This window comes from Streptomyces sp. NPDC006551 (genome assembly GCF_040611675.1).
GTDB lineage: Bacteria > Actinomycetota > Actinomycetes > Streptomycetales > Streptomycetaceae > Streptomyces.
This window is the reverse complement of sequence record NZ_JBEXOT010000004.1, coordinates 231,113-246,624: the sequence shown is the minus strand read 5'-3', so window position 1 is coordinate 246,624 and position 15,512 is coordinate 231,113. Positions and strand designations below refer to the sequence as shown.

The following is a 15,512-nucleotide window of genomic DNA, read 5'->3' as shown; positions in this document are numbered from 1 at the left end:
ACCGGCCGACACCCACCGGGTCGCCGGCGTCACCAGACTCGGGTACGAGCCACTGCGCCGCCACGACCTCCGGCACACCGGGCTCACCCGGTCGCCGACGCCGGCGTCCAGGGGCATGCCCTGCGCAAGATCGCCGGACGCGGCTCACTGACCACCACCCAGCGGTACCCGCGTCCCGACATGCACAAGATCACCGCCGCCGGCACCGCCCTCTCCCGTGCACCTCAGCGCGCATATGACCCTCCTCACCTGGGGCTGCAGGCGACACCCCAACTCCCGGGCCATGCCAGCAGCGGCTCGATCACCGCCGATGCCTGATCGGTCTCCTCATGACGACGCACCACGAGCGGGCGAGCGACCAACCCACTTAGCGGACACGCCTCAGCCCTCACGCGACGGTCACCTCCCGGCCGTCCGCCCGTCGCCCGAGGCCGCAGCCCCTCCCCCGACGTCACTCGTGGTTGCAGGGCCTCCCCCGACCGGACACGCTCACCGTGCCCGCCCGTGGCCCCAGACCTACGCTCGGGGCATGCGACGCCGCCAGATGCACATGTCCGACGAGGCCCAGGCCGCCCTGCTCTCCGCGCTGCAGGAACTCCGGACGGAACTGAAGATCCCCACGAAGTTCCCCAAGCGCGTGCTCGCGGCGGCCGACGAGGCCGTCGCCAAACCGCAGCCGCCCGCCGAGGACCGCACCGACCTGCCGCTGTTCACGATCGACCCGCCGACGTCCAAGGACCTCGACCAGGCCATGCACCTGGAGCGGCGGGCCGGCGGCGGTTACCGCGTGCACTACGCCATCGCCGACGTGGCCGCCTTCGTCGAGGCCGGCAGGCCGCTGGACGCCGAGGCCCACGACCGGATCGAGACGCTGTACTTCCCCGACCTCAAGGTCCCCCTGTACCCGCCGGCCATCTCCGAGGGACCGGCGAGCCTGCTGCCCGACCAGGTCGTGCCGGCCCTGCTGTGGCAGCACGACCTCGACGCCTACGGCAGGGTCACCGCCTCGTCCGTGGGCCGGGCAAAGGTCCGCAGCCGGGCGAAGCTCCACTACCAGGGCGTCCAGCAGGCCATCGACGCCGGAACGGCCGAGGAGCCCATCGCGCTGCTGCGCGAGATCGGCAAGCTGCGGGAGGCCGTCGAGGCCGACCGCGGCGGGATCTCGGTGAACCTGCCGGACCAGGAGGTCACCCTCGAGGACGGAACGTTCCGGCTGAGCTACGTGGCCACGCTGCCCGTGGAGGGCTGGAACGAGCAGATCTCCCTCATGACCGGGATGGCGGCGGCCCAGATCATGCTGGACAGCGGTACCGGGATCCTGCGGACGCAGAAGGAGACGTCCGATCAGAACGTGGTCCAGCGCGTGCACGACATCGCCACGTCACTAGGCATCGATTGGCAGGCCGACCTCTCGTACGCCCAGCTGGTACGCAAGCTCGATCCGAACGACCAGAAGCACATGGCCTTCCTCAGCGAAGCCACCGCGATGCTGCTCAGGGCCAAGTACACCGTCTTCCGCGACCACCAGATCCCGGACGACAAGATCCACGCGGCCATCGCGGCCCCTTACGCGCACTGCACGGCTCCGCTCCGGCGCCTGGTCGACCGGTACGCCGGTGAACTGTGCGTGGCCGCGTGCGCCGACGAGGCCCCGCCGGACTGGGTGCTGGAGGCCCTGTACTGCCTGCCCTGCGACATGGAGCGGGGGAAGGGGAAGGCGGCCGACCGTGATTCGGTGGACCTGGCGGAGGCCGCGATGTTGAAGAACCGCGTGGGCGAGGTCTTCGACGTCACGATCATCAACACCGAAAGGGAAGTCGGCAGTCCGAAGGAGGGCACGGCGCACCTGGCGGAGCCCGCCGTAATGGGCAAGATCACGTCCGGCACGCCCCTCAAACTGGGCGCGAGCGTCCGCGCCGAGCTCAAGCGCGCCGACCCGTTCTTTGTCGGCAAGCAGAAGGTCCTCTTCAGAGCGGTGTAGCGGCCCCTCACCTGCGCAATGCGGTATTCGCCGAGCCGGGAGTTCGGGTCGCGCCGGTGAAGACGACCGCCCGCGAGGCCCGGGTATCCAGGCGGAAGAGGCGGACGACAACCCGTCCGGCGAAGGCCATGACTACCAGGAACGCCGCGTAGAAGGGGATCACGGCGACCGATTCGCTCCAAGGGGATGTCCAAACCGGGTTGCCGTGCCAAGAACGGGGTCACGTTCAGTGAGCTTCGCTGCACTAGGGGGCGCCGTGGCAGAGAAAGCGGACCCGTTCGAGGCATCGGCCTCAGCGATCGGTTACGTGTACCAGCTACGCAAGGCGCTGCACCTCTGCGTCGATCGCCGTGGGCGGGGGGCGAATGGTCAGTGGCGATCGAAGCCGGGGACGACATCGAAGAGGTCTCCAAGGGCGGCACCGTCTACTACCAGCTGAAGCACAGGGCGCCGGGAGTCAGCCTGACGGACGCCGGCACCGACCTGTGGAAGACGTTGCGCATCTGGGCGCACGCCATCGCGAGCCATCAGCTGGACCCGGAGGAGACGGATCTGGTCCTCATGACCACCGCGGAACTCCCCAGCGGCATTGCTGCGTACTCTCGCCTGGTCAGACAACCGTGCGACCAGGCACATCCGCGGCGCTCCGTGGCTAACGTGAGGCTCCGCCGAACGGACGCTGGTGAGCACCCGTCAACATCGGGGCAGCCGTTTCCGGCGGTACGCAGGGGGCGCCGCTCGGGCCCGGTGGGCTTCAGCTCAGCTCGCGCTTGAGAATCTTTCCGGTGCCGGTCATGGGCAGGTCCGTCACGAGCCTGACCGGGCCTTTCCGCCGTCGAACAGGAGCCGCCCCTGCCTGTTCAGGTGCGCGAGCCGGGCGATGTCCTGCCGTACCTGACCGCAGCCCATGCAGGAGCCGATGAGGCGCTTCTCGCCGAAGACGTGGGCGGTGTCGGCAAGTACCGCCGGACGTGTACCCACATCGCCGAGCAGGGCTACCCGGGCGTCGAGCTCGACGGCACGACCGTCGCCCGCCGCATCGGCCGCATCGACGAGGAGATCGCAGCGGTCCCGTTCCTCGCCCCGGTCCGCCGGGGGGTGAAGTCGTCCCGGCCGGCACCCGGTACCCCGTCCACGTGGGCATAGGCTGCCATGGAGAGTCCGTGCGTCCCGGCCGGCCCGTGCGGGGCGCCGGCGGAGAGTGATGAGGCTGTGATGGGTGAGCAGACGAAGCCCGAGGTCGACGTTCCGAAGGGTGCCGCTCCCACCGAGCTGACCGTCCGCGATCTGATCGTCGGGGACGGGGCCGAGGTGAAGCCGGGCATGGTGGTCCGGGTGCACTACGTGGGGGTGACCTTCGAGTCCGGGACGCAGTTCGACGCTTCCTGGGACCGCGGCGAGCCGTTCAAGTTCGCCCTGGGCGGCGGCCGGGTCATCAAGGGCATGGACCGGGGTGTGCGGGGGATGAGGGTCGGCGGTCGACGCGAGATCGTCGTTCCTCCGCGTCTCGGCTACGGCAAGGAGTCGCCCTCACCCCTGATCCCGGCGCACTCGACCCTCGTCTTCGTGGTGGACCTGCTCGACTCGTACTCCCCGACCGCCGGGTGGAGCAGCACGTCCTGAGACAGGCCGGCTTCCCGCCGCCGCGTTCCGGTCCGCTGCGGCGTGAGCGCCCCGCGCCACTGCGGCGGCGGTAACCGGACGGTCGCTTCAGGAACCTTCCAGCAGACCGCGCAGCGTCTCGGCGGCGCGTACCGTGGCGTCCCCGCAGCAGTTGTTGAACAGGACGTGCAACTGCTCCGTCCGGTCCGCCAGAAAGCGCAGGCGCGGCAGCCAGGCGGCCAGTTCCTCCCGTGTGTAGGTATGGCGGAAGCGGTCCTCCTTGCTTCCGGTCCCCCAGGCGGCGCTACGGCCGTGAAAGCGGACCACTGAGAGCTTCGAGGTGGTGACGGGTGTGACGGCGGGCATCGAGGTGGGCAGCCCCTGGACCGTGTCCACGGCCACCGCGGTGGCGTCCAGGTCCCTCAACAGGGCGGCCGTGCGCTCCCGCCGGTCCTCGCGCCACCAGTCGGGATGGCGGAACTCCACGGCCATCGGCCACTCGTACGCCCGTTTCCTGGTGGCGTGGAGCACGGTCTCCGCCCGCGCGCCGGGACCGAACCACGGCGGGAACTGGAACAGTACGGCGCCCAGCCGGCCGGATTCGCGCAGGGGCCGCAGGGCCGCGCCGAAACGGTGCCAGACCTCGTCGAGCAGCTCCGGGTCGCCGAGGGCACGGCCGCGCAGGTCGGCGGGCAGGGCGGTCTTGCGGGTCGGGTGGCCGGTGAGGAGGGAGAACGCCTTGACGTCGAACCGGAAGCCCGGCGGAGTGCGTTCGCTCCAGAGGAGGCTGTTGCGCACGCTGGGGAGCGCGTAGTAGCCGGCGTCGACCTCCACGACGGAGAAGCGTTCGGCGTAGTGCCGCAGCCTCCCCTCCGGGTCACGCCGCCCGGGTGGGTACCATCCGCTGGCCACCAGTGCCTTGTCCGTCCATGAACACGTCCCGATCAGAAACTCACCCATGCCGGCCGTCCTTTCTTCGCGGCCCCTCTACCCGGGAAAGCCCTCGGCACGGCCCCGGACGCACGCAAGGCCGCCCTCTCACGGAGGAGAGCACGGCCTGCGACCTGCGTTTCCCCCGTCCCGCACCAGTTCGGCGTTGAACTGCGCGCCCGCAAGCAGCACGACGTGGGAGACCCACAGCCAGACCAGGAAGGCCACCACGCCCGCCAGGGAGCCGTAGAGACGGTCGTACGTCGCGATGTGCGACGCGTAGAAGGCGAAGCCCGCCGACGCCAGCAGCCAGAGCAGCACCGCCAGTGTTCCGCCCGGCAGCGTCTGCCGTACACGGCGGGTCTCCGGCGGCCCGGACCGGAAGAGGAGCAGGACCAGGGCGACGACCACCGTGAACAACAGCGGCCACTTCAAGCCCGCCCAAATGAGGGCGGCCTGGTGGTCCGTTCCCGTGCCCCGGCCGATGGCCCGGGCGACCCGCTCGGCGGCCGTGAGCGTCAGCACCCCGCTGACCAGCAGTGCGAGCACGGTCAACGCCCTGAGCACGATGGCGGGGAAGGCCCGCCACGCCGGGCGGCAGTCGGAGACTCCGTACATCGCGTGCAGCGCGCGCCGGAAGACGGCCAGATAGCTGGAGGCGGACCACAGCGCGGCGCCGGCGGTGACCAGGAGCAGCAGCCAGCGCACCGACGGGCCCTCCTGAGGATTGGTCAGGGCCTGGGCGAGGACCGGACGCGCCGCCTTCGGCACGAAGGCGGCCAGTTGCACGACGACCTCTTGGGGGGTGTCGGTGCCGAGCAGGGTGATGGAGAAGACCATCACCAGCAGCGCCGGGAAGACGGCCAGCACCGCGTAGTACGTCAGCGCCGCCGCCCAGTCGGTGAGGTCGTCCTCCCAGACGGCGACCGGTGTACGGGCCATGGCCCTGGCGTACGCCCCGGGCTCGCGCCGATGGGGCGAGGTGCCCCTCGGGGGTACACCGGTCGTCATGACACCACCGCTACCTTCAGGGCCTGCCGCCACCCGGCCGCCACCGCCCCGGGCCGGTAGCCGGCGAGTCGACTGTCTGGTGCTCCGTCAGGCGACGTGAATGCCGGGAGCCGCGGTGGTGTCACCGCGCGTGCCTGCCCTTGGCCGGCTTCGGCTTGCCCTGCCGCGCCTCGCCCTTCTCGGGGGACGGCCCGGCCGGCGCCCCGCCGCGCGCACGGCCGCGCTGCCGTTCCGAGACGCCGGGAGCCGACGGCGTACCGCTGTCGGCCGCCGCGCCCTCGGAGCCGGCGGGCCGCCGGTCCCCGGTGTACGAGGGGGAACGCGGCGCGGACGCGGATACGGCGGCGGCTCCGGCCGGTGGAGCGGGCGAGGCGGTCGGGGAGGCAGGCTCGGTCGCGGCAGGGCGAGACGGAACGGACTCGGCGTTCTCCGCCTCGGCGGACGGCCCGCCCACCGAACCGGCCAGTCCGACGCCGAGGACGGTCAGTGCCGCGCCGGCGGTCACCAGGAGCCGACTGGCCCGCCTCACGCCGGGCCGGTCGGAAGAGGATCGTGCGTGTACCGGCCCGCCGGGTGCGGATACGCCGGCCTCGACGCCGGCGCCCCCCACCGCCGCGCCCGCCCCGTGCGACCTCAGCGTGTCGGGATTCCGCTCGCCGTCGCCGTCCTCGCCGCTCATGGGCGGAGCCGCGAACACGGAGGATCCCGCGGGCGCGTCGGCCGTTCCCGCGAGATCCTCCGATGCCATGGCGGCCAGGGCGCGCCCACAGGTCCGGGCGTCCGGCCGGCGGCTCTCGTCCGCGTCGGTCATGGCTTCCAGCAGTTCCACGACCGCCGCCGGTATGTCCGGAGGAATGGCCGGGGAACGGTGCAGGCGGGCGATCGCAGCCTCCAGCGGCGCCCCGCCGTACTCCAGTTCACCCTTGATCGACTCGATGAGCACCAGGCCCAGGCTGTAGATGTCCGCTGCCGGCCCGGCGCCCCGGCCCAGCACCTGCTCCGGGGCCATGTACGCGGCGGTGCCCACCAGGGCTCCCGTCACGGTCTGGGCCGTGGTGCCGAGCAGCCGGGAGATGCCGAAGTCCGTCAGGCGGGGGGCGCCCGCCTCGTCCAGCAGGATGTTGGCGGGCTTGACGTCGCGGTGGACGACTCCGGCCCGGTGCACATGGGCCAGCGCCGAGGCCAGGGCGGCTCCGATCCGGCACGCCTCGGCGGGCGCCAGGGCGGCCGCCGCGATCCGCCGGCGCAGCGTCGTGCCCCTGACCAGCTCCATCACCAGGTAGGGCGTTCCGTCGTCCCGGCCGCAGTCGTACACGGTGATCAGGCCGGGGTGCTGCAGCTGGGCCAGCAGTCGGCCCTCCCCGTCGAACCGTTCCTCCGTGTCGGCGGCACCGTCCGGGCGGAAGACCTTCACGGCGACCGGCCGCCGCAGGCGCAGGTCCATGCCCTCGTACACATCGGCGGCACCACCGCGACCCAGCAGGTCGTCGAGTCGGTAGCGGCCGGCCACCGTGTGGGCGGTGAGCCGGAGGTCCGGTCGGATCGGCCACGAGCGGACTTTCATCACTGCGCTCCCTGCGTCCTGTCGTCACCTGCCGTCGTCCGCCCGCCCACGTGTGCGCTGCCGATGGCGTACCCGGCCGCGTGGGTGCGAGCACCTGTGCACCGTGTGCCCCCTCAGCCGCCGGCCATCCCCCGTCCCGCACACGGCCTCGCGGAAGGGGGTCAGGCGTCGTTTCGGCATGATGGAGTCATGCGCACTCGACCGGAGCCGCGGTGGCGCGTGCCGGAGGGCTCGACATCCCGCGCATTGAGCAGCTCCTCGAGGACCGCGTCCGCGACCGGGTCTACCCGGGAGCTGTCTGGGCCGTCGGCGACGCCGCGGGCACGACGGCGAGCGGGGCAGTCGGTCTCCTCGACCCGGCCCATCCCGACGTGCCGATGCGACCCCACACCGTCTTCGACATCGCCAGCCTCACCAAGATCGTCGCCGTATGGGCCGTCATCGGCACCCTCGTCGACGAGGGCAAGCTCCAGCTCCTCACCCCGGTCGGCACCTTCTGGCCCGAGGCCACCGGTCACCCGCTCGCCCAGGTCACCACCCACGAGCTCCTGACCCACACCGCCGGCCTACCTCTGCGAGCCAACCTCAGGAACCTGTAGGCACCGACCCTCAGGACATCCGCGACGGCGTCCTCCACGAGGCCCTCCACCGCGCCCCCAGCGAAGCCGTCGAGTACACCGACCGAGCCGCCCTCATCCTCGGCTACCTGGCCGAATACCTCGCCGGCCCACCCCTCGACCACCTGGCACAAGACAGGATCTAGGAACCCCTCGGCATGGCCGAGACCCGCTTCGGCCCCCTCCCCGCGGACGAAGTCACCCACTGCGCCCCCACTGAACTCGACGAGGAGACCGGCACCCACCTCAAGGGCACCGCCCATGACTTCTCAGCCCGCCTCCTCGGCGGCACCTGCGGCATCGCCGGCACCTTCTCCGCCCTCGCCGACCTCACCCGCTTCCTCCGCCACACGCTCACCCCGACGCAGGCCACCTTCGGCCAGTCCTGGATCGCCGACTCCCTCCGCATCCGCACCGGCGAACCCACCCCCGGTCGGGGCCTCTTCTGGCACCCCGCTCCCGGCACCGAATTGCGTGAGGACATCTGGGTCCATTACGGCTTCACCGGCACCGGCATGTGGATCAGTCCTGAGCAGCAACGCTGGGCAGCACTCCTCACCGACAAACTGTTCTTCACTCGCGACTGCGAACCGCTCACCGCCGTACGGGGCAGGTTCCGCGAACTGGTCTTCTCCATCGCGGACCAACCTTCTGTAGCTGTCCCTGACCGAAGGTCCGGGACAGCTACAGAAGGGTGACTAGTCTTGCCAAGTCCCTGGTCGCCCGCTCGCACGGCCAGTACCAGGGCTGGGGCGATGTGGTCACCTTCGCCGCCTCTACAGCAGCGCGCATCGGTGAGGTTTCAGGGGTCCGTGTCCGGGACATCGACACCGACAACTGGATCTGGACCGTCCGCCGGCAGACCACCCCCGCCCGCGGTGGCCTTGTCGACAAGGCCACCAAGGGCAAGCGCGCCCGCAAGGTGCCCCTCATCGAAGAAGTCCGGCCGATGGTGCCCCGCGCCTGCTCGCGGTCGGTGACAGCCCGGACGCCCCGTCTGCTTCGATCCTCGCGGCGGACGCATCTCAACCGCTGTCCTGCGCGACGCGACCCACTGGGACGACGTCGTCACCGAGCTCGGCTTCGAGCACCTTGGACGGCACGACCTGCGCCACACCGGGCTGACGTGGTTCGCGGACGCCGGGGTCCCTCTTCACGTCCTGCGCAAGATCGCCGGGCACGGCTCGCTGACCACCACTCAGCGCTACCTGCGCCCCGACGCCGGCCAGGTCACCGCAGCTGGTGCCGCGCTGTCTGCGCACCTCATGGTGCTCCGTGCACCCCGTTCGCTGCCAGTCACGGCAATGGACGTCATTTGACCACTCGGACCGGCCTGGTCCCCAAGTGGTCCCCAGAAACGATCAAGGGGCCGTTTCAGATTGCTCTGAAACGGCCCCTGACCTGCGACTCTTTCGAGTCGGGACGACAGGATTTGAACCTGCGACCCCTTGACCCCCAGATGTGTGGGTCAGGGGTATTTTCTGGATATAGCAGACTTAATCCGGGCGCAAGTTGTGCACGGAAGCATGCGTCGTGCACCACCGCACGCAGCGTGTGGTCCCCAACTGGTCCCCAGGAGACCTCTTCCCATTGTCCAACCGAGGTCCTGAACGAGCACCTCAAGCCGCCCCGGGATCGCAATCCCTCCAACCGCCTACGAAGGCATCGGGGGTTGCCCGAGCCCCGGTCGACCGGCGGACAACCAACAACTGGCGCAGGCACCGCTGACGGCGCTGCCGGTGTGATGCCGGGCCCCCGGTTCCGGACCGATCAGCTCCTGGAGAGTCGGGACTGTCCTGAACAAGACACTCCCATCCGGGAAGTACGGTGGCGCCCAGGCATGCTGAGGTCCAGATCCCGGTCGGACATGGACTCGTATGCCCTCAGAGCCGTCGCCAGCGCCTCTGCGGCGGGGCGAGTCGCCGACCCTGAGCAGGCACTGCCCAAGCAGCACCGGGTTCCGGAGGCTTCGGCGGCCAGGCCGACGCGCCCGTTCTTGATGAGCCGGTCGTAGATCTTCAGCGCCTCGCGCGCGGCGATGGCGGCATCGCCGACAAGTCCATGGTGGAAGCGGGCTTGGGCGAGCCGGTCCATGGCGTGGGCGAGATCGGCGTTACGCAGGAATCCGGCCCTGCCCTGCTTGCCGGACCATTCTCTGAGCGGCGCCCTCCACGATGCCGCACGGTCTGCGATGCACCGATCACCCTGCACAGGCTTCGTATGCCTGTGCGCCCGACCGAGTCAAACGAGATCGGCGTGCCAAGCCGTGTTGCGGGTCAAGTACCGGTAGCCGACCCACTCCTGCGCCAAGCGCCGGCCTGCAGCCAGGAGGCCAGCCGCCTTCGCACGGTACGCCGTGGGCATCCACTCGGCCAGAGCACAAGCCTCCCCTACGTCGATACCCTTCTCCTTCGCGCCGCGGTCGCGTCCGATTTCCAGCAGCGCGCCGTAAAGGCGTTCAGTGGGTTGGACGGCTGGAAGCCCTCGATCGCTGGCTGTCTTGGATGCCGCGTGCGGGATGCGGATCCCGCTGAGATCAAGGTCGCCGAAGTAGCGAATCTCCGCGATGCGATGCTTGGCCGCGAGCGTGTTGACCGATGCGCGGAATGTGCCACCGAGTCCCCAGGCGACGTACCCCAGCCGGTGGTTGTCGGGGAGGGAGTGAACGAGAGACCACCACGTGGCCGAGTTCTCGACCACGAGCAGGATGTCTCCCGAGCCGACACGCTGATAGTAGCCGTCCCCGACTTCGGTCAGAAACGTCTCTGTGAGCAGCGGCGGGTGCGTCGTGAACGTACGCAGAGTCGCATGCAGCCGATCGGGGTCGCCGAAGATCGGCCCCGAGCGCAGGGTGTCGAACGTCTTTTCCGGCATGGGGAAATCTGATTCGCTTCCGTATGTTCCGAAGATCTCCAGAGCCCGTTCCCGGAGCGGCACAGGGAACAGGTCCGGATCGCTCATCAGCCACTGATTGACGGCCACGTATGCGGAGCGCTGCTTCGAAGTCGCCGTCGGCCACTCCCGGGCGAGCCGGTAGAGGTCAGGGTGCCAGTGCGGCATGGGCGGTACGGCAGGTCGGGGTGGAGCGGTGGCACAGAGCCAGATCTTGAGAGGCAGGGACACTTTGTCCCGGGTACGTTGCTTCATCTGCTCGATAAGGCCGTGCTCTTCGAGTTCGTCCAACAACCTGGACATGAGCAGGGGTTCGTATTCTCCGTCCGGGTTACGGTTGTTCACCTTTCGGAATGCCGTCCAGATGTCGTCCAGCACGACGCGCGTCCTGCGTGCGCCGTTCCAGCCCGCCTCGGTCGCACCAGCTCTCAGGTGACGGATGAACTCACTCTGCCTGTGCTTCACGGGACTGTCCATCTTCCGTCTCTCGCTTGAAGATTCTGGTGGCGGTGACGTTGCCTGTGCCATCCGGCTCGGCCAATGCGTCGAGCGCCTCCTGGATCCGGTCGGTCACGGTGAGGTACTTGCGCCCCGCCCGCAGATCGGCGTCGTTGCGCAATCTCAGGATGAGAGGGAAGCGTTTCAGCGTGCCGTCGTCGGACAACCCTGTGGTGTAGATGAGTTGCACGCCCAATGCCTCGGCGACCTTACGTTGGAGGGCGAGCAGATAGTCCGCGTTGGCCCGGCCGATCGGGTTGTCGAGGAACAGGACACCGGAGTGCGTGTCCTTCTCCCTGCCCCGGTTGCTTGCCCGTAGGGCTGCCATGGTGCAGTACAGGAGGATGGCCGCGGTCAGGTGCTGCCCGCCGGAGAAGACGTCCTTGATCTCGGAAACTCTGATGCGCTCGTTGCGCAGCACGGCGTCAGGCTTGAGCATGTCGATCCGAAACCCCTTGGGGACCGCTGCCCTCACCCCGGCGAGCAGCAGCGACATGCCATCCCTCCGCACCGTCCGCCCATCTGTGGTATGTCCCTTCGCCGCCTCGTCGATGACCTCGCCGATGCGCAGGTGCGCGATTTCGTCCTGTGCCGGGGTGAAACGGAAGCGGAGGAACTCCTGAGCGGCCCAGTCGTCCAGGCTCGCTGGCAGCCGTGACATCCGCTGCGCCTGACGCAACGAGGCCAATGCCTTGTCGACCTGGACTTTGAGGTTTCGCATGATCAGTGTGCGGTGTCGCTCTGTCTGGTCGATCTCCTCGTTCAAGGCGCGCAGGCGCGGCCGAAGGGCGTCGGACCACTCTGTGGCGCGGGCCGCCACCGTTTCCCAACCCGCGATACGGATCTGTGTCTGCACGCGGACGTGCAGGTCTTTGAACTCCTGGGCAGCAGCGTGGTGCGTGAGCTTCTCCGTAGCCGCGCGCAGGGTCTGCTCGTCGGTGCGGGCGTTGGTTTCCCGGGTCGTACGTTCCTTGGTCAGCCGGGTGACGAGGTCCTGAGCGGTGTCCGCGTCCCCTTCGTAGGGCACGGTGTCGACGGTGTTACTGTCGCCCTCGGGCCGATCTGTGGCGAGACCGTCAACTATGAACTGGAAGACCTTCGCCGACGCCTCGACATCCTCCAGTTGGCGTCCGAGCCGCGTATGCAGTTCCTGTTGGTCCGTCACCTTGCGAGCGCTCGACGTCTGCTGTCGGCCGGCTTCATCGACGGCTTCGATACAGGACTCGATATCGGCCGGGTACCTGGGAAGCAGTACTCGAGTCGTCACGCGATCCGTCGCAGCAGTCAGTTCGTCCGCACAGCGGGACGCGGCCAATGCTGCTTTCCGTGCCCCGATATCGGCTTCCTGCTCGGCCTGGACTGCGCCCTCCAGAGCCGTCGCTCGTGCGGCTTCGTCGGAACCCTCGGGGCTCTTCAGCAGCACGGCCGCCTTGTCGCGGATTCCCTCGGAGAGCCCGAAGTAGGCACCTTTCGCTTTGGCAGCACGTTCGTTGGCCCGCTCGCGCTCCTCGAGCAAGTCACTCCCTACCTGAACGCGCAGGTATCGCGCTGCGGCTTGTTCGTACGCGCTCCGCAGCAAGGCTGTGGAAAGTTCGGGAACAGGATCGGAGCGGCGGACGTCCTCGCTACCGGGTAGCTTGGCCCGTTCGTCGTTCACGATACGCACGGTGCGTCGGTGTTCGTCTGCTCTGCGTTGATGGTCCGTGACGAGCTTCTGCAGCTCGGTGGCCTCATCCTCTGCTTTCCCGGCGGCTTCCTGGCGCTCCCGCATTCTCTCCTTCGCGACTGAGGCTTGCTCTGTCCATTCCGCCAGGTGGCCGTGCCGTTCGGCGAGTTCCTTGAGACGCTCCAGCCGTTTGGTGAGCGAGTCCCGAGCCTCCCGCTGGGGCGGGAGCTCCTCCTTGATCTTCTGCCGCCGTGCCTGGAGCGTCTGGAGCACTTCCTGGCGTTCGACCACCTTCGATTCGGCGGCTGTGTGCTCCCGCACCAGACCCGCGTGTTCTTCGGTGAGTGCGGTGATGCTTCCTTCCGGATAGCGCATCCGCCAATCCGTGAGGGCGTAGGTCAGGCCTCCGTCCTGCTCGTTGCGAGTGGCCAGCTCCTCGGCCCGGGCGCGGCGTGCGGCGTGCCGAGCGTCGATCGCCTCGTGCTCGGCGGCCGCAGCGTCCACGTCGTACAGGGCGGGGTGAGGCGGGATCACTGCCTCGACTCCGTCTTTCAGTTCCGCCTCGGGGTCGGTGAAGGTCTTGGTTGTCGCAACTGGCACGAAGACGGTCGGTTGGGGACGCAGTGCCGTGAGTACTTCCTGGGCCCGGTCGATGTCGTCAGGATCGTGGAGGAGGATACCCGCGGCCAGGTGCGGCAGTCGCTCCACGATGTCTCGTCGCCGGTCGGCATCGGGGATGGACGAGAGGTAACGCCATCCCGGAACCGCGACCACTTGTGCATCCTCTAGGGCCTTGACGGCGTCGGAGACCACTTGGGCAGGCGGCAGGAGGTCGCCTGCGGCCAGAGCGAGGCGTGCTTGTTCGTCGATGGACTCGGCGACTTTGAGCTCGGTCAGTTCTCGTTCGGCCTCACCGCGTGCGATGCTCAACGCATCCAGAAGCGCGGTGACGTCTCGGTCGAGGGCGATGTGCGGTACGTCGAGAAGCGCGGCGAGCCGGGGGTTCGCCTCGAAGCGCGCTGTTTGTGTGCGGACCTCGTCCAGACGGGCGGTGAGGTGGTCACGACGCCCCCGCAGGCCTCCTTCCTCCGCCTCAGCCTTCCGCAACTCGTCCTGCGCGAGGGCCTCTCGATCTGCGAGGTCCACCCATTCTCGTTCCAGGTCCGTGACGCGCTGGGCTGCCTTGTCGCGTCCTTCCTGAATGGTCTCCACGGTCCGGGGCAATGCGGCGGCGTCATGCAGCAGACCTTCGGCGACGGCTGCCTCGATGTCCCCGCGCAGACGTGTGATCCACTGGGTGAACTGGGCCGCCTCGTGTTCGGCCTTCACGGCCTCCCGGTGCGCCGCACGAGCACGCTCTTGTGCCGCGCTCTTCTCCTTTTCCCCCGCTGCCACCCGCTCCAGCTCGTCGGAGGAAGTTTGGGCAGCCTCGTCAGCCGTCGCCCATAGGCTGCGCGCAAGGCGACGAGCCGCAGCGTCGCGCTCTTCCAGTGCCGGGCGCGCCTTCTCCTCCTTGGCGCCGATGAGAGCGGTCAGCGCCTTGACCTGGGCGATACTGTCGCCGTACTCATGCACGGTCGAGGTCTCTCGCCACGCGGCGACGAGAGCTTGCGCGTGGGACAGTCCCTTCTCGCTCGCCGTCAGCTCCCGCTGGGCCCTCTTGTGCTTCAAGTCGGCCAGGTGGCGTCGCAGTTCGGCTACGATCGCCCCGGCCTGGTCCGCGGCGTATGTCAGCTCATCGAGTTCCTCTTGCGACTTGACAACCTTTGCTCGCTGCCCGAGCACCACGTCCTGCTCTTTACGGGCGCGCACCCGAAGCCGTCCGCCCAGCTCCGCGAGGTCACGGGCAGCCTGCTCCGCTCGGCGCCGCGATAACCGGGCCGCCTCGGCCAGTTCCACGATCGGGCCCAGGAGATCGAGCGCGCCGGCGACGAACTCCCTCTCGGTGAGAAGCAACCCACGACCCGCGAGCCGCTCCACGTGTTCGGTGACCAGCGCCGCCAGGTCGTCCATTTCCTCGGACCTGACGATCGCCCGCAGCAGGAAGTCGACGAACTTCACGTCCGAATCGAGCTTGAGCCAGTTCGCCGCTTCGCCTTCGTCGACGTTCATCTCCCGCTGGTATCGGAAGAGTTCGGGGTCGATGCCAAGCAGCTGCAGCCGATTCGTCCAGTCGCCCTGATGCCGTGTCCAGTACAGGTCCACGCTCTGGTCGGCCGCGTACGCCTCCTGGAGCTCGTCCCGGTATGCGTCCAACGTGCACGACTTCGTACCAACGGCCATCGGGAGGGTTCGAAGGTTGATCTCGTCACTGGGCCGCAGACAGTACCAGCGTTCACGCAGGTTGTCCGAGACTTCGGAGGCGACCTGCTTACGCCAAGCCAGCACCTTGCCGGTGAGCAGCAGATCACCGGTGAGCGGGTTCATCCACTCCAGAACGATGTGGGACACGTCCTTGGGCATGACGAACTTCTCCAGCACGCGCGTGTTGGTCGTTCCCACGGTGTGACGACGCCCGGGAAGGACGACGGAGAAGACGAGCTTGAGAAGAACGGACTTGCCGCCCCCGTTCTCCAGCAGGACCAGGCTGGCGGGCGAAGGCCGGCAGGTCGTGGCACTAGAGTCGAAGAGGGCTTCCTGCTCGGCACCCACCGGGCGTCCCGCGCCGCTGAGGTCCAGGGTGACGTCGTGGAAGCGGGCACCGGCCGGTCCGACGGTTCTCAGCCGGACACGGGATAGCTCGTACATGGC

Annotated in this window: 10 protein-coding genes and 3 pseudogenes; 7 read left to right on the top strand and 6 right to left on the bottom strand. The window is 68.8% G+C overall.

Going from position 1 to position 15,512, the window contains the following annotated elements; translation table 11 throughout:
* Positions 1–28 precede the first annotated feature (28 nt).
* Together ABZY12_RS07330 and ABZY12_RS07325 are read left to right on the top strand one after the other, a co-directional pair.
* A pseudogene (locus ABZY12_RS07330) lies at positions 29–318 on the top strand (hypothetical protein); the annotation flags it as partial.
* 211 nt (positions 319–529) lie between these two features.
* Positions 530–1,981, top strand: a complete 1,452-nt coding sequence (locus tag ABZY12_RS07325) for an RNB domain-containing ribonuclease (protein WP_356888066.1) — start codon at positions 530–532, stop codon at positions 1,979–1,981.
* Positions 1,982–2,024: 43 nt separating this feature from the next.
* Here ABZY12_RS07325 and ABZY12_RS07320 read toward each other — a convergent pair.
* Positions 2,025–2,164: pseudogene (locus ABZY12_RS07320) on the bottom strand (arsenic resistance protein); the annotation flags it as partial.
* 189 nt (positions 2,165–2,353) lie between these two features.
* Between ABZY12_RS07320 and ABZY12_RS07315 the strand changes: the two are divergent.
* The 3 genes from ABZY12_RS07315 to ABZY12_RS07305 all read left to right on the top strand — a co-directional run bounded on the left by ABZY12_RS07315 (position 2,354) and on the right by ABZY12_RS07305 (position 3,604).
* The gene (locus tag ABZY12_RS07315; RefSeq protein WP_356888064.1) at positions 2,354–2,755 is read left to right on the top strand and encodes a hypothetical protein; all 402 of its coding nucleotides are present in this window, start codon (positions 2,354–2,356) and stop codon (positions 2,753–2,755) included.
* Between the two features lie 90 nt (positions 2,756–2,845).
* Positions 2,846–3,127 carry a hypothetical protein gene (locus ABZY12_RS07310; protein ID WP_356888062.1) on the top strand — a complete coding sequence of 94 codons (282 nt, stop codon included), beginning with the start codon at positions 2,846–2,848 and terminating at the stop codon, positions 3,125–3,127.
* Between the two features lie 69 nt (positions 3,128–3,196).
* Positions 3,197–3,604, top strand: coding sequence for an FKBP-type peptidyl-prolyl cis-trans isomerase (locus ABZY12_RS07305; protein ID WP_356888060.1), 408 nt, complete (start codon positions 3,197–3,199; stop codon positions 3,602–3,604).
* Between the two features lie 87 nt (positions 3,605–3,691).
* Here ABZY12_RS07305 and ABZY12_RS07300 read toward each other — a convergent pair whose 3' ends face one another.
* From ABZY12_RS07300 to ABZY12_RS07290, 3 genes are all read right to left on the bottom strand, one after another.
* The gene (locus ABZY12_RS07300) at positions 3,692–4,543 is read right to left on the bottom strand and encodes a DUF72 domain-containing protein (RefSeq protein WP_356888058.1); all 852 of its coding nucleotides are present in this window, start codon (positions 4,541–4,543) and stop codon (positions 3,692–3,694) included.
* A 78-nt stretch (positions 4,544–4,621) separates the two neighbouring features.
* On the bottom strand, positions 4,622–5,455 hold the full coding sequence (locus ABZY12_RS07295; protein ID WP_356888056.1) for a YihY/virulence factor BrkB family protein: 834 nt from the start codon (positions 5,453–5,455) through the stop codon (positions 4,622–4,624).
* A 190-nt stretch (positions 5,456–5,645) separates the two neighbouring features.
* The gene (locus ABZY12_RS07290; RefSeq protein ID WP_356888054.1) at positions 5,646–7,088 is read right to left on the bottom strand and encodes a serine/threonine-protein kinase; all 1,443 of its coding nucleotides are present in this window, start codon (positions 7,086–7,088) and stop codon (positions 5,646–5,648) included.
* A 212-nt stretch (positions 7,089–7,300) separates the two neighbouring features.
* On the opposite strand from ABZY12_RS07290, the pseudogene ABZY12_RS07285 reads away from it, so the two are divergent.
* Together ABZY12_RS07285 and ABZY12_RS07280 are read left to right on the top strand one after the other, a co-directional pair.
* Positions 7,301–8,403 (top strand): annotated as a pseudogene (locus ABZY12_RS07285) (serine hydrolase domain-containing protein).
* A gap of 324 nt (positions 8,404–8,727) precedes the next feature.
* Complete coding sequence (locus tag ABZY12_RS07280) at positions 8,728–9,024, top strand: tyrosine-type recombinase/integrase (protein WP_356888145.1); 297 nt, start codon at positions 8,728–8,730, stop codon at positions 9,022–9,024.
* Between the two features lie 922 nt (positions 9,025–9,946).
* Here the strand turns inward: ABZY12_RS07280 and ABZY12_RS07275 are convergent.
* Positions 9,947–10,975 (bottom strand): Wadjet anti-phage system protein JetD domain-containing protein, encoded by a 1,029-nt coding sequence (locus ABZY12_RS07275; protein WP_356888052.1) that lies wholly within the window; start codon positions 10,973–10,975, stop codon positions 9,947–9,949.
* A 67-nt stretch (positions 10,976–11,042) separates the two neighbouring features.
* Complete coding sequence (locus tag ABZY12_RS07270; RefSeq protein WP_356888050.1) at positions 11,043–15,509, bottom strand: hypothetical protein; 4,467 nt, start codon at positions 15,507–15,509, stop codon at positions 11,043–11,045.
* Positions 15,510–15,512: the final 3 nt, after the last annotated feature.